The sequence below is a fragment of the Janthinobacterium sp. BJB426 genome (assembly GCF_002735705.1).
GTDB lineage: Bacteria > Pseudomonadota > Gammaproteobacteria > Burkholderiales > Burkholderiaceae_D > Janthinobacterium.
Genome location: NZ_PDZL01000030.1, coordinates 1 through 21146, shown reverse-complemented (window position 1 = coordinate 21146; position 21146 = coordinate 1). Strand labels below are relative to the sequence as shown.

General features: G+C 64.5%; 19 protein-coding genes. 11 read left to right on the top strand and 8 right to left on the bottom strand.

Annotation, left to right across the window (positions count from 1 at the left end; translation table 11 throughout):
- Nucleotides 1–324: a tetratricopeptide repeat protein gene (locus CSQ93_RS26905; RefSeq protein ID WP_099380673.1), complete on the bottom strand. Its 324-nt coding sequence runs from the start codon at nt 322–324 to the stop codon at nt 1–3.
- 70 nt (nt 325–394) lie between these two features.
- Nucleotides 395–1381, bottom strand: a complete 987-nt coding sequence (locus CSQ93_RS26900) for a zinc-dependent alcohol dehydrogenase family protein (RefSeq protein WP_099380672.1) — start codon at nt 1379–1381, stop codon at nt 395–397.
- Nucleotides 1382–1501: 120 nt separating this feature from the next.
- Between CSQ93_RS26900 and CSQ93_RS26895 the strand changes: the two genes are divergently transcribed.
- The 3 genes from CSQ93_RS26895 to CSQ93_RS26885 are packed head-to-tail and all read left to right on the top strand — an operon-like array spanning nt 1502 to nt 5746.
- Nucleotides 1502–2422 (top strand): LysR family transcriptional regulator, encoded by a 921-nt coding sequence (locus CSQ93_RS26895; RefSeq protein ID WP_099380671.1) that lies wholly within the window; start codon nt 1502–1504, stop codon nt 2420–2422.
- Between the two features lie 54 nt (nt 2423–2476).
- Nucleotides 2477–4579 (top strand): TonB-dependent siderophore receptor, encoded by a 2103-nt coding sequence (locus tag CSQ93_RS26890; protein WP_199534528.1) that lies wholly within the window; start codon nt 2477–2479, stop codon nt 4577–4579.
- A 3-nt stretch (nt 4580–4582) separates the two neighbouring features.
- Complete coding sequence (locus CSQ93_RS26885; RefSeq protein WP_099380670.1) at nt 4583–5746, top strand: DUF1624 domain-containing protein; 1164 nt, start codon at nt 4583–4585, stop codon at nt 5744–5746.
- A gap of 8 nt (nt 5747–5754) precedes the next feature.
- Here CSQ93_RS26885 and CSQ93_RS26880 read toward each other — a convergent pair whose 3' ends face one another.
- From CSQ93_RS26880 to CSQ93_RS26870, 3 genes are all read right to left on the bottom strand, one after another.
- A complete protein-coding gene (locus CSQ93_RS26880; protein WP_099380669.1) occupies nt 5755–7626 on the bottom strand; it encodes a hypothetical protein in 1872 nt (623 codons plus the stop codon).
- 108 nt (nt 7627–7734) lie between these two features.
- The gene (locus CSQ93_RS26875) at nt 7735–8265 is read right to left on the bottom strand and encodes an isochorismatase family protein (protein ID WP_099380668.1); all 531 of its coding nucleotides are present in this window, start codon (nt 8263–8265) and stop codon (nt 7735–7737) included.
- Between the two features lie 50 nt (nt 8266–8315).
- Complete coding sequence (locus CSQ93_RS26870) at nt 8316–9233, bottom strand: LysR family transcriptional regulator (protein ID WP_099380667.1); 918 nt, start codon at nt 9231–9233, stop codon at nt 8316–8318.
- A 124-nt stretch (nt 9234–9357) separates the two neighbouring features.
- Between CSQ93_RS26870 and CSQ93_RS26865 the strand changes: the two genes are divergently transcribed.
- Genes CSQ93_RS26865 through mmsB form a run of 3 tightly spaced genes read left to right on the top strand, consistent with a single transcriptional unit; the run spans nt 9358 to nt 13032 of the window.
- Nucleotides 9358–10575, top strand: a complete 1218-nt coding sequence (locus tag CSQ93_RS26865; RefSeq protein WP_099380666.1) for an ABC transporter substrate-binding protein — start codon at nt 9358–9360, stop codon at nt 10573–10575.
- 26 nt (nt 10576–10601) lie between these two features.
- Entirely contained in the window at nt 10602–12116 is a 1515-nt protein-coding gene (locus tag CSQ93_RS26860; protein ID WP_099380665.1) for a CoA-acylating methylmalonate-semialdehyde dehydrogenase, read from the top strand.
- 10 nt (nt 12117–12126) lie between these two features.
- Nucleotides 12127–13032, top strand: coding sequence for a 3-hydroxyisobutyrate dehydrogenase (mmsB, locus tag CSQ93_RS26855; protein ID WP_099380664.1), 906 nt, complete (start codon nt 12127–12129; stop codon nt 13030–13032).
- Here the strand turns inward: mmsB and CSQ93_RS26850 are convergent.
- On the bottom strand, nt 13029–13418 hold the full coding sequence (locus CSQ93_RS26850; RefSeq protein ID WP_158301383.1) for a DUF1090 family protein: 390 nt from the start codon (nt 13416–13418) through the stop codon (nt 13029–13031). The genes mmsB and CSQ93_RS26850 overlap by 4 nt on opposite strands.
- 134 nt (nt 13419–13552) lie before the next feature.
- On the opposite strand from CSQ93_RS26850, the gene CSQ93_RS26845 reads away from it, so the two are divergent.
- The 4 genes from CSQ93_RS26845 to CSQ93_RS26830 all read left to right on the top strand — a co-directional run bounded on the left by CSQ93_RS26845 (nt 13553) and on the right by CSQ93_RS26830 (nt 17596).
- Nucleotides 13553–14395 carry a tetratricopeptide repeat protein gene (locus CSQ93_RS26845; RefSeq protein WP_099380662.1) on the top strand — a complete coding sequence of 281 codons (843 nt, stop codon included), beginning with the start codon at nt 13553–13555 and terminating at the stop codon, nt 14393–14395.
- Nucleotides 14392–15393, top strand: coding sequence for a tetratricopeptide repeat protein (locus tag CSQ93_RS26840; protein ID WP_099380661.1), 1002 nt, complete (start codon nt 14392–14394; stop codon nt 15391–15393). Before CSQ93_RS26845 ends, CSQ93_RS26840 begins: the two co-directional genes overlap by 4 nt.
- Nucleotides 15394–15461: 68 nt before the next feature.
- Nucleotides 15462–16676 carry an AGE family epimerase/isomerase gene (locus CSQ93_RS26835; RefSeq protein WP_099380660.1) on the top strand — a complete coding sequence of 405 codons (1215 nt, stop codon included), beginning with the start codon at nt 15462–15464 and terminating at the stop codon, nt 16674–16676.
- Nucleotides 16673–17596 carry a carbohydrate kinase family protein gene (locus CSQ93_RS26830; protein ID WP_099380659.1) on the top strand — a complete coding sequence of 308 codons (924 nt, stop codon included), beginning with the start codon at nt 16673–16675 and terminating at the stop codon, nt 17594–17596. Before CSQ93_RS26835 ends, CSQ93_RS26830 begins: the two co-directional genes overlap by 4 nt.
- Before the next feature lie 7 nt (nt 17597–17603).
- On the opposite strand, the gene CSQ93_RS26825 is transcribed toward CSQ93_RS26830, so the two are convergent.
- Nucleotides 17604–18668, bottom strand: a complete 1065-nt coding sequence (locus CSQ93_RS26825) for a LacI family DNA-binding transcriptional regulator (RefSeq protein ID WP_099380658.1) — start codon at nt 18666–18668, stop codon at nt 17604–17606.
- Nucleotides 18652–20565, bottom strand: a complete 1914-nt coding sequence (locus CSQ93_RS26820) for a glucokinase (RefSeq protein WP_099380657.1) — start codon at nt 20563–20565, stop codon at nt 18652–18654. Before CSQ93_RS26820 ends, CSQ93_RS26825 begins: the two co-directional genes overlap by 17 nt.
- Nucleotides 20566–20910: 345 nt before the next feature.
- On the opposite strand from CSQ93_RS26820, the gene CSQ93_RS26815 reads away from it, so the two are divergent.
- Nucleotides 20911–21146 (top strand): carbohydrate porin (locus CSQ93_RS26815; RefSeq protein WP_199534527.1); only part of this gene is annotated, 236 nt, incomplete at its 3' end.

Below are 21146 nucleotides of genomic sequence, written 5' to 3'. Positions count from 1 at the left end.
TTACTCTGCCGCCTGCAGCTGTTTTTGCAGGCGTTTCAGAAACACCGTCATTTCCTTGACGGCTTGCAAGTCGCCTTGCTGCTGGGCCACGGTCACGCCCGTGGTCCAGGCGGCTTGCGCTTCGTCCGGGCGGCCCAGCTGGTGCAGGGCCTTGCCCAGCAGTTTCCAGGCGGCGGAATAGCCGGGCTGCTGTACGGTGGCTTGCGCCAGGTGCAGGGCCGCTTGCTCGGCGTCTTGGTCTTTCAGGTAGGCATCGCCCAGGCCAAAGCGCAGCAGCGCGTTGTCGCGCCCCTGCGCCAGCAGTTTTTCCAGATTTTCACGCATGCCCGGTTCCTTAATATGCAAGTTAATGCTTGTATATTAACGCTTGAGCGCGCGGGAAACAAGCCCGCGTTCAATCCTGCACATCCACCACCAGCTTGCCGCGCGCGCTGCCGTCCATCTGCGCCACATGCGCATCGTGCGCCGTGTGCAGGGTAAAGCGGCGTGGATCGAGCCGCACCTGCAGCTTGCCCGCCTCGATCAGCTTGTTGGCTTCGCGCAGGATGGTGCCATGGCGCGCATGATTCTCACCGCTCAACAGGGGCAGCAGCGTGAACACGCCCGAGTAAGTCGCCGCGCGCGCCGTCAGCGGGCTCAGGGCGAACGTGCCCCAGCCCAGGCAACTGACGACGTGGCCGCCGTATATGCGTGCCGCCCGGAAGCTGGCATCGAGGGTGGCGCCGCCCACCGTGTCGTAGACGATGTCGAAACCGGCGCCGTCCGTATGTTCGGCCACGTAGTCGTCCACCGTGCTGGTGCGGTAATCGATGAAGCGGGCGCCCAGCGTCTCGATGGCATCGCGGCTGGCCGCGCTGCCCGTGGCATACACTGTGGCGCCAAGGGCGACGGCGAGCTGCACGGCCATGTGGCCCACGCCGCCTGCGCCTCCATGCACGAGCACGCTGTCGCCCGCCTTCACGTGGGCACGATCCACTAAACCTTCCCAGGCCGTGATGAAGACGAGGGGCAGGGCGGCTGCTTCGCGCATGCTCAGCGCTGGCGGCACGGGCGCCAGCAGCGCGGCGTCGAAAACGCCGTACTCGGCCAGCGAGCCCTGGATGCCGGCTATGCCGCCCGCCATGCCATAGACTGTTGCGCCAACGTGAAAAGTCGTCACGCCGTCGCCCACGGCCGCCACCGTGCCGGCCACGTCGATGCCGAGGATGGCGGGCAGGCGGGGCCGGGCGTGTGGGGCGGCGCCGGCAGCGATTTTCGTGTCGAGCGGATTGACGCCGCTGGCGGCGACGCGGACGAGGACTTGCCCGGGGCCGGGCTGCGGCACGGGCAGGTGCTCGATGCTCATGGGGCTGGCAAAGCTGGTGAGGACGAGGGCTTGCATGAGGTTCTCCTGTGGTTGATGCCCCAGTCTAGGCGGGAATCACGCAAAGAAAAACAGGGCGCGCCCCGATGCACTATTTCGAAATCGTGGATAATCGCTTGCAAAACAGGAGGGAAAAGCATGGACAGGCTGGAAGCAATGCACGTGTTTTGCTCCGTGGTCGAGGCGGGCGGCTTCAGCAAGGCGGCGCAGCGCCTGGGTATCTCGACCTCGTCCGTGACGAACCAGGTGGCGGCGCTGGAAAAACACTTTGGCATACGCCTCTTGCAGCGCACCACGCGCAGCATGTCGCTCACGGCCGAAGGCCGGCAATGCCATGTGCAGGCGCGCCAGCTGCTGGCCGACATGGCGGTGCTGGAGTCCAGTCTTGAACAGGCGGCCGGGAAACCTTCAGGCAGCTTGCGCGTGGATATGCCCAGCAGCATCAGCCGCAACCTGGTGGCGCCCGCCTTGCCCTGCTTTATCGCCGCCTACCCGGACATTTCCCTGCGCCTGACGGTCAGCGACCGCCTGGTTGACATGGTGGAAGAGGGCATCGACGTGATGCTGCGCATCGGCGAGCCGCAGGATTCATCGCTGGTGGCGCGCAGCCTGCTGAAGATGGATTATCTGTGCTGCGCCTCGCCCGCCTTTGTTGCCCGGCATGGCCTGCCGCGCACGCCGCAGGAGCTGGACCAGTTTGCCTGCCTGCATTTCCTGTATCCGAAATCGCGCCAGGTGCGGCCCTGGCTGTTCCAGGCCGGGGAGGGAGAGGGGGGCGACGCGGCGTATGCGCACACGCCGCCGGCCGCCTTGGCCTTCGACCATATCGAATCGATGATCGCCGCCGCTCAGGCCGGATGCGGCATCGTCCAGGCGCTGTCCGTTTCCGTGTTGCAGCCGCTGCGTGAAGGCAGCCTCGTGCCCGTGCTGCAACCGTTCCGCACGCGGGGACCGGACTTGTGGGCGCTGTTCCACCCGCGCCAGCTGCGCGCGGCCAAGGTGCAGGTGTTCGTGGAGTTTTTGGCGCAGATTTTCCGGGAAGGCTTTAATGAGAATTGATTATCAATTATAATGCAAGCCTATTGCATTGAATTGCCCCTTGTCAGGAATCCCATGTCCGTGTTTTACCGCCGCCCCGTGGCGCTTTTGCTGGCCGCCGCCAGTCCCCTGGTGCTGGCCGCCGACCCTGCCGTCGATAGCTTTGATGCGCAGGACGTCGTCACCGTCAAGGCCGAGCGCCAGCATTACCGCAGCCTGTCCGCCACGGGCGCCACCAAGACGGATGCCTTGCTGATGGACTTGCCGCAAAGCGTGCGCGTGTTGACCGGCGACCTGCTGCGCGACGCCGGCTTGACGACTTTGGCCGGCGCGCTGGACCTGGCCAGCGGTATTTCAAAACAAAGTCCGCTGGGCGGCCTGTGGGACAGCTACGCCATGCGCGGCTTCACGGGCGACCCGAATTTCGGCTCCGACTACATGGTCAACGGTTTCAGTTCCAGCCGCGGTTACAACGGCATGCGCGACGGCGGCAATACGCAGAATGTGGAAGTGCTGAAAGGCCCCGCTTCGGCCCTGTACGGCCGTGGCGAGCCGGGTGGCACGGTGAACATCACGACGAAAAAGCCGAAGTTTGCGCCCGAATACAGTGCCGATATGTCACTCGGCAGCTTTAGCACGCGCCGCGCCGCGCTGGATTTGACGGGACCGTTGAGCGACACCATCGCCTACCGCCTGAACGCGGCGCATGAAGAAGGGCACAGCTTCCGCGATACGGTGAAAGTCGAACGCAGCCTGTTTTCGCCGTCCTTCCTCTGGCTGGCGGGCGAGCACACGACCGTGTCGTATGAAATCGAAGCGGTGCGGCAGCGCGCGCCGTTCGACCGGGGCGTGGTTGCCGTGAACGGCAAGCTGGGTCTTGTCCCCGTCTCGCGCTTCCTGGGCGAACCGGGCGACGGCCCGATGACGGTCAAGTCGCTGGGACAGCAGCTGTTTATCCATCACGCGCTGTCCGACGACTGGACGGTGCAGGCGGGTGCGTCCTACCGCGACAGCGCATTGAGCGGTTATTCGACCGAAGCGAACAGGCTGCTGGCCGATGGCCGCACGCTGAACCGCCAGCGCCGCCACCGCGATTTCTCGGCCACCGACGTCTCTGCCCGCGTCGAGTTGCTGGGCAAATTCAAAACTGGCGCGCTGGCGCATGAGGTGCTGGCCGGTGTCGACGCCTATCACTTCGATGACCACCGGGTGCAGCTACGCCGTAATCCCTCGGCCGCCAACGCCTATGCCATCGACATTTTCAATCCCGTGTATGGCGGCAAGGCCGCTCCGCTGGCCCTGTCCATCGATACGCAGGAAGGGCAAAGGGCGCGTGGCCTGTATGCGCAGGACCAGGTCGACCTGGGCGCGCAATGGAAGGCGCTGGTCGGTGTGCGCCATGATACGTACACGCAGGATGTGACGAATAATCGCCTGAACGTGAGCAATCGCCAGTCGCTGTCGGCCACCAGCCCCCGCGCAGGCCTCGTGTACCAGCCGTCGCAGGCGTGGTCGCTGTATGCAAGCGCGGCCAAGGGCTTCCGGCCCAACAGCGGCATCAGCATTGCCAATCAGGCTTTCCCGGCCGAGCGCAGCCGCTCGTATGAACTGGGCGCGAAGCTGGAAACGGGCAAGCTGACGGGCACGGTGGCCGTGTACGACATCCGCAAGAGCAATGTGTTGACGACCAATCCCGCCAACACGGACTTCGCCATCGCGGCGGGCGAGGTGGGCAGCCGTGGCATGGAACTCGACGTGTCGGGCGAAGTGGCGCGCGGCTTGCGCGTCTCGGGCGCCTATGCCTACACCAACGCCACCGTTACGCGCGGCGACAATACGATCGTGACGGGCAGCCGCTTCGCCAACGTGCCGCGCCACAGCGCCAACCTGCTGGCCACGCAGCAATTCGCGCTGGCTACGGGCACGGCCAGCGTGGGTGGCGGCCTGCAATACGTGGGCGAGCGCCTGGGCGACGTGGCCGTCAGCAGCAAGTTCACCCTGCCAGCCTACACGACGGCCAAATTGCTGGCGTCTTATTCTCCCAACGCCAAACTGCGCCTGGCTTTGAACGTGGAAAACCTGTTCAACCGCAGCTATTATGCGAGTTCGTATAGCCAGCTGTGGGTGGCGCCGGGGGCCGAGCGTACGGTGACCCTGAATGCCCATTACCGTTTCTAAGCGATGACGATGACATTGATTACATCTTCCACCCTGCGTACCCGCATCGCCGTTATCGACGTGCTGCGCGGCCTCGTCATGCTGATCATGCTGTTCGACCATGTGCGCGAAACGGTCTTTTTACACCACCAGGTCAGCGACCCGATGGATGTGGCCAGCGTCGATCCTGCCCTGTTCTTCACGCGCCTGGCCGCCCATGTCTGCGCGCCCATGTTCGTTTTCCTGACAGGCTTGTCTGCCTGGCTGTATGCGCATCCGGCTGCCGGACCGCGCAGCGCCAGCGGTTTCCTGTTCAAGCGGGGCTTGCTGCTGGTCGTGCTGGAACTGGTGTTCGTCAACTTCGCCTGGAGCGGGGCGTTTCCGCCGGCCGTGCTGTATCTGCAGGTGATCTGGGTCATCGGCCTGGCCATGATGGCGCTGGCCGTGCTGCACAAATTTCCATTGAAAATATTGGTGCTGCTCGGTGTGGCGATTGTTGCGGGACAGCATCTGTTGACAGGCTTGCGCGCGGAAGAGGGCAGCTTTGCCTATTACGTTCTGACGGTATTGCTGCAGCGCGGTTACCTGGTGGCGGACGGCGCCATGAAGATCAAGGTCAGCTATCCGCTGCTGCCGTGGATAGGCGTGATCGTGCTCGGCTATGCGGCCGGCCCCCTGTATGCGCGCAGCCGTTCGCCGGAGAACCGTCGTCGCCGGCTGCTGGCGCTGGGCGCGGGCAGTTTGCTGCTGCTGGCCGTGTTGCGCGGCTTCAATATCTATGGCGAAACCCTGCCGTGGGTGGCGGGCGACACGGCCGTGCGTACGGTCATGAGCGTGCTCAACTTCACCAAGTACCCGCCATCGCTGGATTTCCTGCTGTTCACCCTGGGCCTGGGTATGCTGGGCCTGGCCTGGCTGGAAAGCGTCGATAACTGGTTCACGCGGGCGTGCGCCACCTTTGGCGGCGCGCCCATGTTCTACTATCTGCTGCATTTATACCTGCTGCTGGCTATTGGCCTCACCTTGACGGCCGTGCTGGGCGCCAACCACGGTGCCCGTTATGGCGTCGAGCACATCTGGCAAGTCTGGCTGCTGGCCTTGCTGCTGATGCCCGTGCTGTACTTCCCTTGCCGCGCGTTTGCCAATTACAAGCGAACCTCAACGCAGGCCTGGGTGCGCTATTTCTGATGCAGCCCCTACTTGCAGTACAGCCTGTCGATGCTGTGCGCCGACGCCAGGTAATGCCGCGTCTGCCAACCGATCGCCACCCTGTAGGCGCACGGTGGATCGAGCGCCACGTTGACGGGGAAGCCGCCATTGTTGCCTGATAAATGCGGCCCGCCCGCGTCGCCACGGAACAGATAATTACTCGGTGGCGGTGGCGGGGTGAAGCTGGCGGCCGGCAGCGGTGGCGGCGGGTGCGTGATGCCGTTGTTGTTGGAAATCGTGATATTGAAGAAGCGCAGATGCGGATGGTCGATCGTGTACAGGATATGTACGAGGCCGCCCGCGATGGGGTTGCAGGCATTGCTGCGCAGCTCTTCCAGGTCCAGCGCCACGATCACGGGCGAGTTGTCGAAGACGATGGAGTCGAGCCCGTCCGTGGCCACGAGCGCCAGGCTGACGCCGTCGCGTACCTCGAAGCCCAGGCGGTAGCGGCGTATCGGTTCGCTCTCGGCCGCGCTCAGGCTGCGGCCAGCGTCGAGGATGGGCAAGCCGCCCGGCAGCTTGGCCGGGTGCAGGCTGGTGATGGCCGGTGTATTCACGGTCAGCAAGTCAAACGTGCGCAGGAAGATGTTGGGCGCCACGTTGACGATGGCCGTCGTGCCGTCGCGCATGTCCACGGTGACGGGCTTGCCGTCCACCCGTATCCAGCCACCCGGTTTCAAGTCGCCCGCGTCGATGATGACGGGCGCCGAATCGCCAAGACCCAGTCCGTTCGTGTAAAACACATAGCCGACGTGCGTGCCGAGCACTTGCGTCAACGGCGCCAGGCTGGCGGGCGCCACCGAAGGGATGGCTGCCGGGTCGTCGCTGCCGCCGGGCCAGGACCATTCGCCGATCAGGAAACGGTATTCGAGCGGGTTGGCGGGGATGGCGTTGTTGCGCAGCGGGCAATTGCCCTTCAGGGTGACGCCGCCGGCGAACACGTACGAGGCGCCGGCGCCGCCTGCATAGCCTTGCGCGGAAAAGCCGGCCAGCGAGGGGAACGGGTGGATGTCGAAGATTTCCACCTGCTGCCAGTGGGGGACGCCTTCCACGTCGGGCGGCAAGACTTCTTTCGAGCAGAGTTCCACGCAGAAGCAGTGGCCCACGTTTTCGCGCCCCGGCTGGCGGCCGTTCGCTTGCGTTTCCGACAGGATCGTCACGCTGCCCAGCTGCGCCGTGAAATACACGTCGGGTCCGCTGGCGAATTCCACGTTGATGAACGGAGAGAAGGGCGTCAAGGTGAAGTCCGACGTCAGGTAATCGATGCGGAAGCGCCCGCTGGCGTCCGTGACGGCCTGGCCCAGCGCGTCGTCCTGCAGCCAGTCGGCGTCGAAGGCCCGCACCGTGGCGCCGGCGATCGGCGCGTGGGGAGCGTCGCACGTGCGCAATCGGCCGCAGATGGTCCAGGCGCCGAAGCGGGCGCGCACCAGGCACCAGAAACGTTGCGGCAGGCAATAGTCCCAGACGGCGAGAAAATCATTGTCGACCTGGCGCCAGCGGGGCTGGATGGTGGTGAGGGAGAACTGCAACGGCACGGGATCTTTCGGCCCCGGTTTCAAATGCGGCACGGCAGGGCACAGGATGTCGACTTCGACGGCCTCGCCCTGGTAAGCGTCTTCCAGGGTAAAGCTGAAGTTGCCATCGTCATCCGTGCGCGTTTCGGCCAGTAGGAAGGGCGCTTTCGCCTGCACTTCCTCGTCCGTGAGGATGGCGAAGGTTTCCTTGGCGCTGGCCACAGCCAGGGCCGTGACGTTTTGCGACTCGCGCGGCCGGTACAGGCGCACGATGACGTGGGATAAGGCTTCAGGACACTCGGCACAGATCAAGCCGCACAGCTTGCCCCGCAGGATGTAGGCCATGATGGCTCCCTTGCTGATGTGGACGGCGCGCCGCTCGGAATGGCGGCGCTGTTACCAAGCTAGCAAATGAATGGCCGATGGACTTGATCTGGATTAAAGGCGGGCCAGCTATTTAATCAGTGCCAGCACTTCGCGGAAACGCGGGTGCTTGCAATCGCGCAGCCATTCGAAGGCCAGCATCTCCACCGTCACCAGATGGGCGCCGAGCTTGTCCAGGCGGGCCAGCGCCGCATCGCGGCTGGCCCCCTGGCGCGACCCGACGGCATCGATGGCGATGATCACGTCGTAATCGCGTTCCAGCAGGCCAACGGCCGTCTGCAGCATGCATACATGGGCTTCGCACCCCGTGACGACGATCTGTTTGCGCCCGGGCGGCAAGATATTATGCAAGCCATCAAAACAGGCGCCGAAATGCGTCTTGTGCAGGGTCCGTTCGCACAGGGCGGCGATCTCTTCCACGTTCGGCCCCAGTCCCTGGCGGTTTTGTTCCGTGCCCAGCACGGGCACGTCAAGCAGGCGGGCGATCCTGGCCAGGCGCAGGTTTTGCGCCAGCACGAGGCCGGCCTCGTGGATGGCCGGCATCAAGCGGCCTTGCAGGTCGACAATGACCAAAACAGCCTGGCTCGCATCCATCAGCATGGCGTTCTCCTAATTAGTATGTGGCGACAGTGTAGCGCGCCGCGGCTTGCTCAAGCAGGCCAACTGGGCATGGCTGTTTCGCCCATCAGGTAGGCGTGATTCAAATCGATGGCGCTGCGCAGGTAGTTCCACAGGGCGCTGACCCGGGCGATATTGCGCCGCTCACTGGGCGAGACCATCCAGAAGGCGCGCAGCAGGTCGATCTCGCCGTCGAGCACGGGCACCAGTTCGTTCGACTGCTGCGCCACGAAGCAGGGCAGGATCGCCAGCGCCTGGCCCGCGCGCGCCGCGTGATACTGGGCGATCACGCTGGTGCTGCGAAAGGCGCGCAGGGAGTCGGGCGCCACGTTGTCCATGTAGCGCAGTTCCGAACTGAAGACCAGATCGTCCACATAGCCGATGATGGGGTGCTGCGCCAGTTGCGCCACGCTGGTGATGGGTGCGTGGCGCCCCAGGTAGGCGGGTGTGGCATACAGTTTCAGGCGGTAGTCGGACAGCTTCGTCACCACATACGGGCCGGACAGGGGGCGCTCGATGGAAATGGCCACGTCCGCCTCGCGCTTGGACAGGCTGACGAAACGGGGTACGGCGATCAGGTCCACGCTGATGTGCGGGTAGCGTCCGCAAAACTGCGCCAGGTGGGGCGCCAGCACGATGGCGCCGAAGCCCTCGGTGGCGCCCAGGCGCACCTGGCCCGACAGCAGCCGGTTATGTTCGCCCAGTTCTTCGGTGGCGGCAAACACCGTGCTTTCCATGGTTTCCGCATATTCCATCAGGCGGTGGCCTTCGGGCGTCAGCTGGTAGCCCACGTAGTTGCGGTCGAACAGCTGCGTGCCCACCTGCTCCTCGAACTTGCGCATGCGCCGCGACACGGTGGAATGGTCGATGCCCAGCTTTTTCGCCGCATCGACGAGGCCGGCGCTGCGCGTCAGTTCCAGGAAGACCCGTACATTGTCCCAATCGAGCATGGCTGATCCTCTCTGTGCATTTTTGCAAAGGAATTATGCATGAATTTCACTTGAATGCTTATTTTTACACATGCAGAATGCAGATATACATATAAGAAAAACCCTCACCCCTCAGGAGACACGCATGAAAAAAACCGTTCTGGCCATGGGCGCGCTGGCGCTCACCCTTTCCTTTGGCGGCGCGCACGCTCAAATTTCCGATGGCGTCGTCAAGGTCGGCATCCTGACCGACATGTCCGGGCCGTATTCGGCCATGGGCGGGCGCGGCTCCGTCGTCGCCAGCCAGATGGCCGTCGAGGATTGCCTGAAAGCCGAATGCAAGGGCATGAAGATCGAGATCCTCTCGGCTGACCATTTGAACAAGGCTGATATCGCCGCCTCCAAGGCGCGCGAATGGATAGACCGCGACAAGGTCGACGCCATCGCCGACCTGACCAATTCCTCGGTGGCCCTGTCCGTGCAAAAACTGATGAAAGAGAAAGGCGGCATCGCCATGTTCAGCGGCCCGGCCACGGGGCGGTTGACGAATGAAGACTGCTCGCCGAACGGCTTCCACTGGATGTTCGATACCTATTCGCAGGCGGCCGGCACGGCGGCGGCGCTGACGAAACTGGGTCAGAAATCCTGGTACTTCGTCACCGTCGATTACGCGTTCGGCCACTCGCTGGAAAAAGACGCCAGTGAAGTCGTCAAGCGCAATGGCGGCACGGTGCTGGGCGCCGTGCGCCATCCGCTCAACGCGTCCGATTTCTCGTCCTTCCTGGTGCAGGCGCAAGGCTCCAAGGCACAGGTGATCGGTCTGGCCAACGGCGGCGCAGACGTGGTCTCGGCCATCAAGCAGGCGCGCGAGTTCCGCATCGGCAGCGGCAAGGACCAGCGCCTGGCCGCCTTGCTCGTTTTCCTCTCGGACGTGCACGCGCTGGGCCTGGAAACGGCCCAAGGCCTCGTCTACGCGGATGGTTTTTACTGGGATTTCGATGACCGCAGCCGCGCCTTCGCGAAACGCTTCGAGGCACTCAACAAGGGCGCCAAGCCGACCATGGTGCAGGCGGGCGTGTATTCGAGCGTCTACCACTACCTGAAATCGGTGGCGGCCGCGAAGAGCGACGATTCGAAAATCGTCGCCCAGAAAATGCGCGAGCTGCCGATCAAGGACGCCGTCATGAACAACGCCTCGATCCGCCCCGACGGCCGCGTGATCCACGATATGTACCTGGTGCAGGTGAAAACCCCGGCCGAATCGAAAGGCGCATGGGATTACCTGAAAGTGCTGTCCACCATCCCCGCCGACCAGGCGTTCAAGACTATGGATGCGGCGGCGTGCAACCTGGTCAAGAAATAACCATCGAATACCTTACGGAGCCTTACATGAACCAAGCCCTCACCTCAGTTCCCGCCGTCCCCCTGCACATCGGCGGCAAGCACCACGCCTCGACCAGCACCGAATGGCGCGACGTCATCAACCCGGCCACACAGGAAATCGTCGCCAAGGTGCCGTTTTCCACGCCGGACGAAGTCAACCTGGCCGTCGCCACGGCCAAGGAGGCATTCAAGAGCTGGCGGAATACCCCGCTGGCGGCGCGCATGCGCATCATGCTCAAGTGCCAGCACCTGATCCGCGAAAACATCGCCACTCTGGCTGAACTGATCACGCGCGAACACGGCAAGACTTTGCCCGACGCGGAAGGGGAGGTGATGCGCGGCCTGGAAGTGGTGGAGCACGCGTGCTCGATCGCCACCCTGCAGCTGGGCGAGATCGCGGAAAACGCGGCGACCGGCGTCGATGTCTACAATATCTACCAGCCGCTGGGCGTAGGCGCCGGCATCACGGCCTTCAATTTCCCCGTCATGCTGCCGTGCTTCATGTTCCCCATCGCTATCGCCTGCGGCAATACGTTTGTCTTGAAACCGTCGGAGCAGGATCCGTCCTCGTCGATGTATCTGGTCGAACTGATGTATCAGGCGGGCTTGCCGGCCGGCGTGCTGAACGTCGTGCATGGCGGCGCCGACGTCGTCAACATGCTGTGCGACCATCCCGACATCAAGGCCGTCTCCTTCATCGGCTCTACCCACGTGGGCACGCATGTGTACCGTCGCGCCAGCGAATCGGGCAAGCGTGCGCAATCGATGATGGGCGCGAAAAACCATTGCGTGGTGCTGGCCGACGCCAACAAGGAGCAGGCGATCAATAACCTGATCGGCGCGGCCTTCGGTGCGGCTGGCCAGCGCTGCATGGCCAATTCCGTCGTCGTGCTGGTGGGCGAGGCGCGCTCCTGGCTGCCGGAAATCGTCGCCCGCTCGCAGGCGTTGAAAGTGGGGCCGGGCAGCGACCGCGATGCCGACCTGGGGCCGATGGTCTCGAAAGCGGCCATGCAGCGCGCGGAAAAGCTGATCCAGGCGGGCGTGGACGAAGGCGCGCAGCTGCTGCTCGACGGTCGCGGCCACAAGGTGGCCGGCTACGAGGGCGGCAACTTCATGGGGCCGACGATTTTCTCGAAGGTGGCAGCCTCGAACTCCGTCTACACGCAGGAAATCTTCGGGCCCGCCATGTGCGTGGTCGAGACGGAGACGCTGGACCAGGCCATCGCCTTCATCAACGCCAACCCGAACGGCAACGGCACCTCGATCTTCACCTCGTCCGGCTGGGCGGGGCGCAAGTTCCAGAACGAGATCGACGTGGGCCAGGTGGGCATCAACGTGGCCATACCCGTGCCTGTCGCCTATTTCAGCTTCACAGGTTCGCGCGCGTCGAAGCTGGGCGATCTGGGCCCGAACGGCAAGCAAGCCTTGTACTTCTGGACGCAGACCAAGACCGTCACGGCGCGCTGGTTCGCCCCGGACGACGGCGGCAGCGGCGTCAATACCACCATCTCGATGAAATAAGGAGGCGGCGATGAGCACCAATATCGTTTTCATCGGCCTGGGCAACATGGGGCTGCCCATGGCGCAAAACCTCGTGCGGGCCGGCCATGCCGTCACGGGCTTCGATTTGGTACCGGCCAGCGTGCGGCAGTTTGCCGATGGCGGCGGCCTCGTGTCCGATGATCAGGGCGCGGCGATCCAGGCGGCCGACATCGTCATCACCATGCTGCCGGCCAGCCGCCACGTGCTGGGTGCTTATTTGGGTAACCCTTTGGGCGAGACTGGCATCCTGGCGCAGGCGCGGCCCGGCACCCTGCTGATCGACTGTTCGACGATTTCCACCGAGGCGGCGCGCCAGGTGGGCCGCGCGGCCGAAGAAAAGGGCATGCCCATGCTGGACGCGCCCGTCTCAGGCGGTACGGCGGGCGCCACCAACGGTACGTTGACCTTCATGGTGGGCGGCGAAGAATCCGCGCTGGCGGCGGCGCGGCCTTACCTGGACGTCATGGGCAAGGCCATCTTCCATGCGGGCGGTTCGGGCTGCGGCCAGACGGTCAAGATCTGCAACAACATGCTGCTGGGGATACTGATGATCGGCACCAGCGAAGCGATACGCCTGGGCGTGGCCAATGGCCTGGACCCAAAGGTGGTGTCGGACGTGATGGCGAAAAGCTCGGGCCGCAACTGGACCCTGGACGTGTACAACCCGTGTCCGGGCGTGGCCGAGAACGTGCCCGCGTCGCGTGGCTACACGGGCGGCTTTGGCGTCGATTTGATGCTGAAGGACCTGGGCCTGGCCGTGGAAAGCGCCTTGGCCAGCGGCGCGAGCGTGCCGCTGGGCGCCTTGTCGCGCAATTTATATAGTTTGCACAGCAAGGCGGGATCGGGCGCGCTGGACTTTTCCAGCATTTATCAGTTATTGGGCGATAAAGCTTAAGGCTGTTGCGCCTGCAGGGCGGCCAGTTCCGCCCTGGCTTTTTCCAGCTTGCCTTCCAGCTTGGCGATCTTCTTCGGCTGTTTATTGGCTTCCTGGGCCAGGCGCAGCGAACGCTCCGTCTGGTTTACCTTCGCCTGCGCCTTCAGCACCTTCTTGTTATGGCGTTCGACCAGCACATTGTCGCGGCAGTGGGCGTTGACTTCGTCGAGCGCGCGCGTGAGGCCCGCGACCTTGTCGGACAGGCCCTGTTCCTGCGCCTGGTGCAATTCGGTGCGGATGCTTTCGCGCTTGGCGGCGCAGCCGGCCAGCTGGGTGTCTGCGGCGCTGGCGCTCACGGAGGCTGCGGCGAGCAGCAGGGTCAAGGCGGTGGTGGCGAGGCGGTTCATGGCGTTCCTGTATAAGTGGTGAGCCCGTGCAATGTAAGCCCGCCGGCTTGCCCTGTCAAACTTCGCCTGCAGTGCGCGCCTGTCCGGCCGGGCATCGGCTACCATGCGTGTTTTCTTCTTCCCGATACCGCCGCATGCCCAAGAAATTCCTGTTGCTGATTCCTTTTCTGCTGCCGCTGCCCGTCCTGGCGCAAACTTCGCCGACCTTGCTCGATCTGCAGCTGATCGCCATCAAGGCACGGGCCGATGTGACTACCCATAGCCCGGAAAGCATCGCCGAATTTGCCGAGACCCGGCGTGTGGCGGAAACGGGCGACGTCGAGGCGCAGCTGGAACTGGCCCGCATGCTGCAACTGGGCGTCGGCGCGCCGCAAGACACGGCGCTATCGATGGCCTGGCTGCGCAAGTCGGCCGAAAACGGCTATGCGCCGGCGCAATCGGCCTTGGGATTGGCTTATGCCGTGGGCGGCAAGGTGCCGGTCGACCGCGTGCAGGGCGAATACTGGCTGCGCAAGGGCGTGGCACAAGGAGATCAGCTGGCGCAAACCATCCTGGCGCTGGAATTTATCGATGGCGACAGCAGTGCCGAAGAACAGGCGCTGGCCATCACCTGGCTGAAGGCGGCGGCGAACGAACAGCACTTTGTGCCTGCCTACAACGCGCTGGGCGAGCACCTGATGCGCGCAGCCGCCGATGAACAGGATCGCGGCGAGGCTTTCCACTGGTATGACAGATCGGCGCGTGAAAAGCAGCCGGCCGGCATGCGCAACCTGGCTCGCGCACATGAACTGGGCCTGGGCGTGAAACAGTCCGACAAGCTGGCCCTGGTCTGGTATGAACGGGCGGGATGGAGCGGCGACGTGCCCGCCATGCGGCGCATGATTGACGTGTATGCCAAGGGCGGACTGGGACAGCAGGCGGATGCCGAAGACGCGGCCGAGTGGCGCGCAAAACTGGCCGAGAAGGAAAAGCAATGAAGACCATCCTGTTCATATTCAGCCTGGCGCTGGCGCAGAGCGTGCCGGCCCAGCCAGCCGCCGAAGCGGCGGCGCGCCAGCATCCGGCGCTGGCCGAATTCGATATGTCCGGCCTGGATGCCATGCGCGCAAGGGTGCGGGCCGTGATCAACCGGCCGGTCGACCTGTCGCCGGACAAGGTCGCCGCCTTCGACAAGACGCGCGCCGCTGCGGAACGGGGGGACACGGCAGCCCAGCTGGAGCTGGCGCAGATGCTGCACCAAGGCGAAGGCACGTCGCGCGACTATGACGCCGGCCTGGCGTGGATGCGGAAATCGGCCGAAGGCGGCTATGGTTCGGCGCAGGCTTTCCTGGGCGTGGCTTATACGCTGGGACAGGGCAGGAGCATCGACCGCAAGCTGGGCGAATACTGGTCGCGCAAGGGTGCCGCGCAAGGCGTGGAACTGGCCAACTTCACCGTGGCCATGCACTTTGAAAATATCCACAGCAGCCCGGAAGAACAGGCGCATGCGCTGCACTGGCTGAAGTTCTATGCCGGGAACGGCTTTATTTACGCCTACAATGAGATCGGCTACCGCCTGATGATGACGGCGCAGGACGACGCGCAGCGCAAGGAAGCGTTCGGCTGGTACATGCAGGCGGCCAAGGCGCTCGATCCGCCCGGCTTGAACAATGTCGCCTACTCGTACGAGGTGGGACAGGGCGTGCCGCAGAGCGACGAGGCGGCCCTGGGCTGGTACGAGATGGCGGCCATCGCCAAAAGCCCGCCGGGCCAGACGGGTTTCGCGCGGCTGCTGGAACAAGGGCGCGGCGGGCCGACCCGGCAAGGGCCGGCGCCCAAGCCCTTTGCCCTGTACCTGCTGGCGGCGCAGCAGGGCGACCGGGAAGCCATCGAACGGCTGATCAAGGTGTACGATAAGGGCGAGCTGGAACAGGCAGCCGACCCCGCGCAGGCGGCGCTGTGGCGCGAAAAGCTCAGACTGGCGAAGACTCCCTGACCAGGCATGACGGAGCAGGGACGGCATGCTATCATCATTGTTATCGATAACAATATCATGAGAGACCGATGAATCCCGACTTCCGCTCCAGGGCGACGCTTGAAAAGCATATCCTGCACACGATGCACTTTTATCACCCGCGCGCTTTTGACCCGAGCGGCGGCTTTTACCACTTCTTCCTCGATGATGGCACGGTGTACGACGCCAGCACGCGCCACCTGGTCAGCAGCACGCGCTTCATCTTCAATTACGCCATGGCTTATCGCCACTTCGGCGATGACGCTTACCAGGCGGCCCTGCGCCACGGCGTGGCCTTCCTGCGCGACGTGCACCGCGACCCGGCCACGGGCGGCTATGCCTGGCAACTGTCGTGGAAAGACGGCGTCAAGACAGTCGAAGATGGCGCCAACCACTGCTACGGCCTGGCCTTCGTGCTGCTGGCGTATGCCCACGCCTTGCAAGCTGGCGTGACGGAAGCGCGCGCGTATCTCGACGAGACCTTTGAATTGATGGAGCAGCGTTTCTGGCTGCCCGAACACGGTCTGTATGCGGACGTGGCCAGCGCCGACTGGTCCACCCTGGACGGCTACCGGGGCCAGAACGCCAATATGCACGCCTGCGAAGCCATGCTGGCCGCTTTTGAAGCGACAGGCGAGGCGAGATATCTGCACCGCGCCGAAACGCTGGCGCACAACATCACGGTGCGCCAGGCGGGCCTGGCGGACGGCATGATCTGGGAACACTACGCGCCTGACTGGGCTATCGACTGGGATTACAACCTGCACGACAAGAGCAATATCTTCCGTCCGTGGGGCTACCAGCCCGGCCACTTCACGGAATGGGCCAAGCTGCTGCTGATCATGGAGCGCCACGCCAAGTTCATGGCCGGCCCGTCCGACTGGCTGCTGCCGCGCGCGCGCGAACTGTACGACACGGCCCTGGCCAAGGCCTGGGATGGCGCGCATGGCGGTATCCACTACGGTTTCGGCCCGCAAGATGAGATCTGCGATGGCGACAAATACTTCTGGGTGCAGGCGGAAAGCTTCGCCGCCGCCGCCGTGCTGGCCGCACGCACGGGCGACGACGCCTACTGGCACAGCTACGACAAAATCTGGGACTACAGCTGGACGCACTTCGTCGACCATGAACACGGCGCCTGGTACCGCATTTTGACGCCGGAAAACGGCAAGATCAGCAAGGAGAAAAGCCCGGCCGGCAAGACCGATTATCACACCATGGGCGCCTGCTATGAAGTGCTGAACGTGATCGGCGGTGCCGCATGAACGTCACCTCTTTCCCTGCTTTCGTGTCGGCAGGCGAAGCGCTGACGGACATGCTGCGCACGGGCGCCGACTCCTGGAACAGCCAGGTGGGCGGCTCGACCTGGAACGTGGCGCGCGTGATGGCGCGCCTGGGCGTGCCCAGCGCCTTTGCGGGCGGCGTCAGCCTCGACGTCTTCGGCGACGCGCTGGCCGCTGCCACCGGGGCGGCGGGCCTGGACATGCGTTTTTTGCAGCGCCATGCGAAGTCGCCGCTGCTGGCCATCGTGCACGAACTGCATCCGCCCACGTATTACTTCATCGGCGACGACAGCGCCGACCTGCATTTCGACTCTTCCCTCCTGCCGGCCGGCTGGATGCGGGGTGCGCAATGGGTGCATTTCGGCGGCATCAGCCTGGCGCGCGAACCGCTGGCGGGCAAGTTGCTGGCGCTGGCGCAGGAACTCAAGGCGGCTGGCGTGAAAATCAGCTACGACCCGAATTTCCGCATCATGATGGATGAACGCTACGACGCCACCTTGCGCCGCATGACGCAGCTGGCTGACGTGATCAAGGTGTCGGACGAAGACCTGGCGGGCCTGTTCCGCCATGAAGATATCGATGGCGCGTTTGCCATGCTGCGCAGCTGGAATCCGCAAGCCACCTATTTATATACGCGCGGTGCGCAGGGCGCGGCGCTGTATCAGGGCGAGCAAACCTGGCAGGCGGCGCCGCCCGTCATCGAGGTGGTCGACTCCGTGGGGGCGGGCGACGCCAGCATCGGCGGCTTGCTGTACAGCCTGATGTACCGTCCCGAGGCCGACGGCGGCCAGCATTTGCGCTTTGCCGTCGCGGCGGGCGCGGGCGCCTGCCTGGCGGCCGGTGGCGCGCCCCCTTCGGTGGAGCTGGTGGAGTCGCTGGTGCAGCGCACGGTGGTGCGCTAGGCGTCGGCTAGCGGGGACGGTAGATTCCCGTCGACGCCCGGTCCATCAGGGTGAACGCCATCAGATGATGCGTGGCGGGCGCTGTTTCGCCGGCGCGGCGCTGGCGGATTTCGTCGATGACGAGATTGACGGCGGCGCGCGCCATGTCGGCGATGGGCTGGTGGATGGTGGTCAGCTCGGGCCAGACGGTGGTGGCGACGGGCGTGTCGTCAAAGCCGCACACGCACAATTCCGCCGGCACCTGCAAGCCCATGCCGTGCGCCACGGCCAGCGTGGCGGCGGCCATGTCGTCATTGCTGGCGAAGATGGCGCTCGGGTGCGGTGCTTGCGCCAGCAGCTGGCGCGCCGCGTCGAGGCCCGAACGATACGTAAAGTAGCCTTGCGCCACTCTGTGCGGCGGCACTTGCAAGCCCGCTTCCCGCATGGCGTCCTCGAATGCCTGGCGGCGCAGCAGGGCCGGCGTGTGCGCCGGATCGCCTTCGATGAAGCCGATGTCGCGGTGGCCCAGTGCGATCAAATGGCGCGTCATGGCCAGCGCGCCTTCGTAGTCGTCGATGCGCACGGCCGAGACGCCGGGCGAGGGGCGTGCCGTGGCCACGGCGATGGCGGGGATGCCCATCTGGTTCAGCTGCGCCAGCACTTCCGGTGAATCGCACAGGGGCGGCGGCACGAGGATGCCATCCACGCCGGCCGCCACCAGGCAATCGATGCCGGCGCGCTGGCTGTCCAGATCTTCGCAGCGTTCGAGCAGCAACTGGCCGCCCCCCTGGCGGCATTGATCCATGGCGCCGACGAGGAATTCGCTGAGGAAGGCGGCGCTCGGATTGCTGTACAACAGGCCGATGCGCAAGGTACCCGTACGGGCCGCCCTGGCCGCCAGGTTGGGCTGGTAATGCAGGCTGGCGATCGCCGCCTCGACCTTGTCGCGCGTGGCCGTGCTGACGCTGGCGCGCCCGTTGATCACGCGCGATACCGTCATGGCCGACACGCCTGCCACGCGCGCCACGTCGTGCACGGTGGCGCCGCTGGCGGTATCAAGGGCGGCGTGCGCCGCCTTATTCGAGGTGGCCACCGAATTTCAGCTTGCCGCTGATGCGCATGCCGTGCAATTGACCTTCTTCCAGTTCGGCGGCGCTGGTTCGCTGCGCCGTGTCGCGCCGCGCCAGTCCCACGGACAGGATATCGAGCATCATCAGTTGCAGCAGGCGCACGATCATGGGCACGAAATTGAGATTGCCTTCCGGGTGGTTCAAGGTCAGCAGCACGTCGGCCAGCTTGGCCAGCGGCGAGCCGCTGGCCGTAATGGCCAGCACGCGCGCGCCGCAGCCTTGCGCCACCTTGACGGTGCGCAGCAGGTCGGGCAGGGCGCCCGAGCGGGAAATGACCAGCGCCACGTCGCCCGGTTTGAGCATGGCGGCGCTCATTTCCTGCGCCTGCGGGTCGGCAAAGAAGCTGCTGACGATACCCAGGTTGAGCAGCTTGTGCTGCATGTCGTCCGCCACCACGCGGGCGCTGCCCACGGCCAGCAATTCCACGCGCTGTGCGCCGCGCAGCAGTTCGATGGCGGCCGTCAGCGCTTTCACGTCGAGCATGTCGCGCAGGGCCAGCGCGGCCGAGGCGTTATTGCCCAGCACCTTGCGCGCCAGTTCCGCGTCGGAATCCGAGATCTCCACGTGGCAGTGGGCCACCGTGATGGCGCCGCCCGTCAGGCCGGAGGCCAGCTTCAGCTTGAAGTCGGCCAGGCCCTGCACGCCGATGGAGCGGCAAAAGCGCATCACGGTCGGCTGGCTGACGCCGACCCGCTGGGCGATTTCGGCGATCGGCAGGGTCAGCATGGCGTTCGGCTCTTTCAGGACCCAGTCGGCGACCTTGCATTCCGAGGGGCTCATGCGTCCGCGCGCCTGGCGCACGGATTCGAGCACGGGTGCGCCGGAATGGGCGCGCTTGAGCTTTTGCGCGAGGATGGCGGCGATGCCGAGGAAGGTGGGCAGTTCGGCCGTGATCAGGAAGGTGGGAATCTGCGCCAGGTATTCGTTCAGGCGGCCCTTTTGCTCGAAGCGGGCGCGGAACTGCGACTGTTCGAACAGGGGACCCAGGCGCGGCACGATGCCCCCGCCTATATAGATGCCGCCCAGCGCGCCCAGGGTCATGGCCACGTTGCCGGCGATGGAGCCGAGAATGGCGCAGAAGCAGTCCACTGCTTCGAGGCATACGTCGCATTCATTGTTCAGGGCGCGGCTGGTGATTTCGGCTGCCAGCAGCGGCAGCGCATCGGGCTTGCCGGCGCGCTCGGACAGGGCGCGGTAGATCAGTTCCAGCCCGCGCCCGGAGGCGAGGCGTTCGGCCGAGACGTGCGACAGCTCGCGCCAGGCGAAGGACAGCACGTCCATCTCGCGCTGGTCGCACGGGGCGAAGCTGACGTGGCCCCCCTCGCTGCCCAGCGCGATCCAGCGGTCTTCGGCGGGAATCATGCCCGACACGCCCAGGCCCGTGCCCGAACCGAGCAGGCCGATGACGCTGTCGGCGCGCGCCATGCCACCGCCGATCTGCAGGCGCTGGTCGGGCCGCAGGTAGGGCAGGGCCATCGCCAGCGCCGTGAAGTCATTCACCACCAGCAGCGTGTCGAGGCCCAGCGTGGCGCGCATGGCTTCGATCGAGAAGAACCAGTGGTGGTTCATCATGCGGATATTGTCGTCGTCGATGGGATTGGCGATGGCGATGGCCGCATGGCGCACGCGCGCCGAACCGGCGGCGCGCGCCTCGCTGCTATCCATATAGGCGGTGATGGCGTCGAGCAGCGACGCGTAGTCGTCGCAGGGCAGCACGGCGACCGCTTCCAGGTGGCCCTGGCGCGTTTCGAGCACGAAGCGGGCATTGGTGCCGCCGATGTCGGCCAGCAGGCGTGGCCCTTCACTGAATCGCTCCGCCGGATCGCTGCCTGCTACTTCCATTTTTTCATCAATTTTCATGGCGGTGCCTAGTCTCGTTTGCGTGCGCTGTCTTGGCGGCGCACTGTCGTTATGGCAAAAACCAAGGATTTTAATTCGTATACGTGCCGCGTGCCGAAAAATGCGGGGCGCCTGCGCAAATGCTTGCCTGCAGTGCCGGAAACGGGTGGCGCCGGCGGAAAAAACAGGGCAGTCAACTCGCCTATTGGTACGCAAATAAAGTGTCGCAGAGTAGTCGTAGGATTACAACATAATATGTTGATATTTGTTCGTAGTATAGTTACTATGTCCCTGCTGGAAAGAATTCTGGCCAGTACATTCGGCCACGAATGACTAGATAAAAAATAACTACTGAGGAGACTTACCATGCTGCATCGCACCATGTTGAAGGCCGTGTTGAAGACACTGCCAGCTGCCATCGTCTTAGCCATCGCCAGCGGTTCCGCTGCCGCCGACCCAATGTACCCATCCGATTCCGAAGGCTTCCACGGCTACCTGCGCGCTGGCGCCGGCAGCAATACTTCGGGCGGTGGCGGTTCGCAAGGCTGCTTCGGCCTGGGTGGCAACACCATGAAATACCGTCTGGGCAATGAGTGCGACGC

What these genes read in the sequence shown, in the direction of transcription:
- CSQ93_RS26865 (WP_099380666.1), top strand. Translation starts at nt 9,358, where the DNA reads ATGAAAAAAACCGTTCTGGCCATGGGCGCGCTGGCGCTCACCCTTTCC.
- CSQ93_RS26885 (WP_099380670.1), top strand. Translation starts at nt 4,583, where the DNA reads ATGACGATGACATTGATTACATCTTCCACCCTGCGTACCCGCATCGCC.
- CSQ93_RS26820 (WP_099380657.1), bottom strand. Translation starts at nt 20,565, where the DNA reads ATGAAAATTGATGAAAAAATGGAAGTAGCAGGCAGCGATCCGGCGGAG.
- CSQ93_RS26875 (WP_099380668.1), bottom strand. Translation starts at nt 8,265, where the DNA reads ATGCTGATGGATGCGAGCCAGGCTGTTTTGGTCATTGTCGACCTGCAA.
- CSQ93_RS26830 (WP_099380659.1), top strand. Translation starts at nt 16,673, where the DNA reads ATGAACGTCACCTCTTTCCCTGCTTTCGTGTCGGCAGGCGAAGCGCTG.
- CSQ93_RS26900 (WP_099380672.1), bottom strand. Translation starts at nt 1,381, where the DNA reads ATGCAAGCCCTCGTCCTCACCAGCTTTGCCAGCCCCATGAGCATCGAG.
- CSQ93_RS26890 (WP_199534528.1), top strand. Translation starts at nt 2,477, where the DNA reads ATGTCCGTGTTTTACCGCCGCCCCGTGGCGCTTTTGCTGGCCGCCGCC.
- CSQ93_RS26840 (WP_099380661.1), top strand. Translation starts at nt 14,392, where the DNA reads ATGAAGACCATCCTGTTCATATTCAGCCTGGCGCTGGCGCAGAGCGTG.
- CSQ93_RS26850 (WP_158301383.1), bottom strand. Translation starts at nt 13,418, where the DNA reads ATGAACCGCCTCGCCACCACCGCCTTGACCCTGCTGCTCGCCGCAGCC.
- CSQ93_RS26835 (WP_099380660.1), top strand. Translation starts at nt 15,462, where the DNA reads ATGAATCCCGACTTCCGCTCCAGGGCGACGCTTGAAAAGCATATCCTG.
- CSQ93_RS26880 (WP_099380669.1), bottom strand. Translation starts at nt 7,626, where the DNA reads ATGGCCTACATCCTGCGGGGCAAGCTGTGCGGCTTGATCTGTGCCGAG.
- CSQ93_RS26845 (WP_099380662.1), top strand. Translation starts at nt 13,553, where the DNA reads ATGCCCAAGAAATTCCTGTTGCTGATTCCTTTTCTGCTGCCGCTGCCC.
- CSQ93_RS26860 (WP_099380665.1), top strand. Translation starts at nt 10,602, where the DNA reads ATGAACCAAGCCCTCACCTCAGTTCCCGCCGTCCCCCTGCACATCGGC.
- CSQ93_RS26870 (WP_099380667.1), bottom strand. Translation starts at nt 9,233, where the DNA reads ATGCTCGATTGGGACAATGTACGGGTCTTCCTGGAACTGACGCGCAGC.
- CSQ93_RS26905 (WP_099380673.1), bottom strand. Translation starts at nt 324, where the DNA reads ATGCGTGAAAATCTGGAAAAACTGCTGGCGCAGGGGCGCGACAACGCG.
- mmsB (WP_099380664.1), top strand. Translation starts at nt 12,127, where the DNA reads ATGAGCACCAATATCGTTTTCATCGGCCTGGGCAACATGGGGCTGCCC.
- CSQ93_RS26895 (WP_099380671.1), top strand. Translation starts at nt 1,502, where the DNA reads ATGGACAGGCTGGAAGCAATGCACGTGTTTTGCTCCGTGGTCGAGGCG.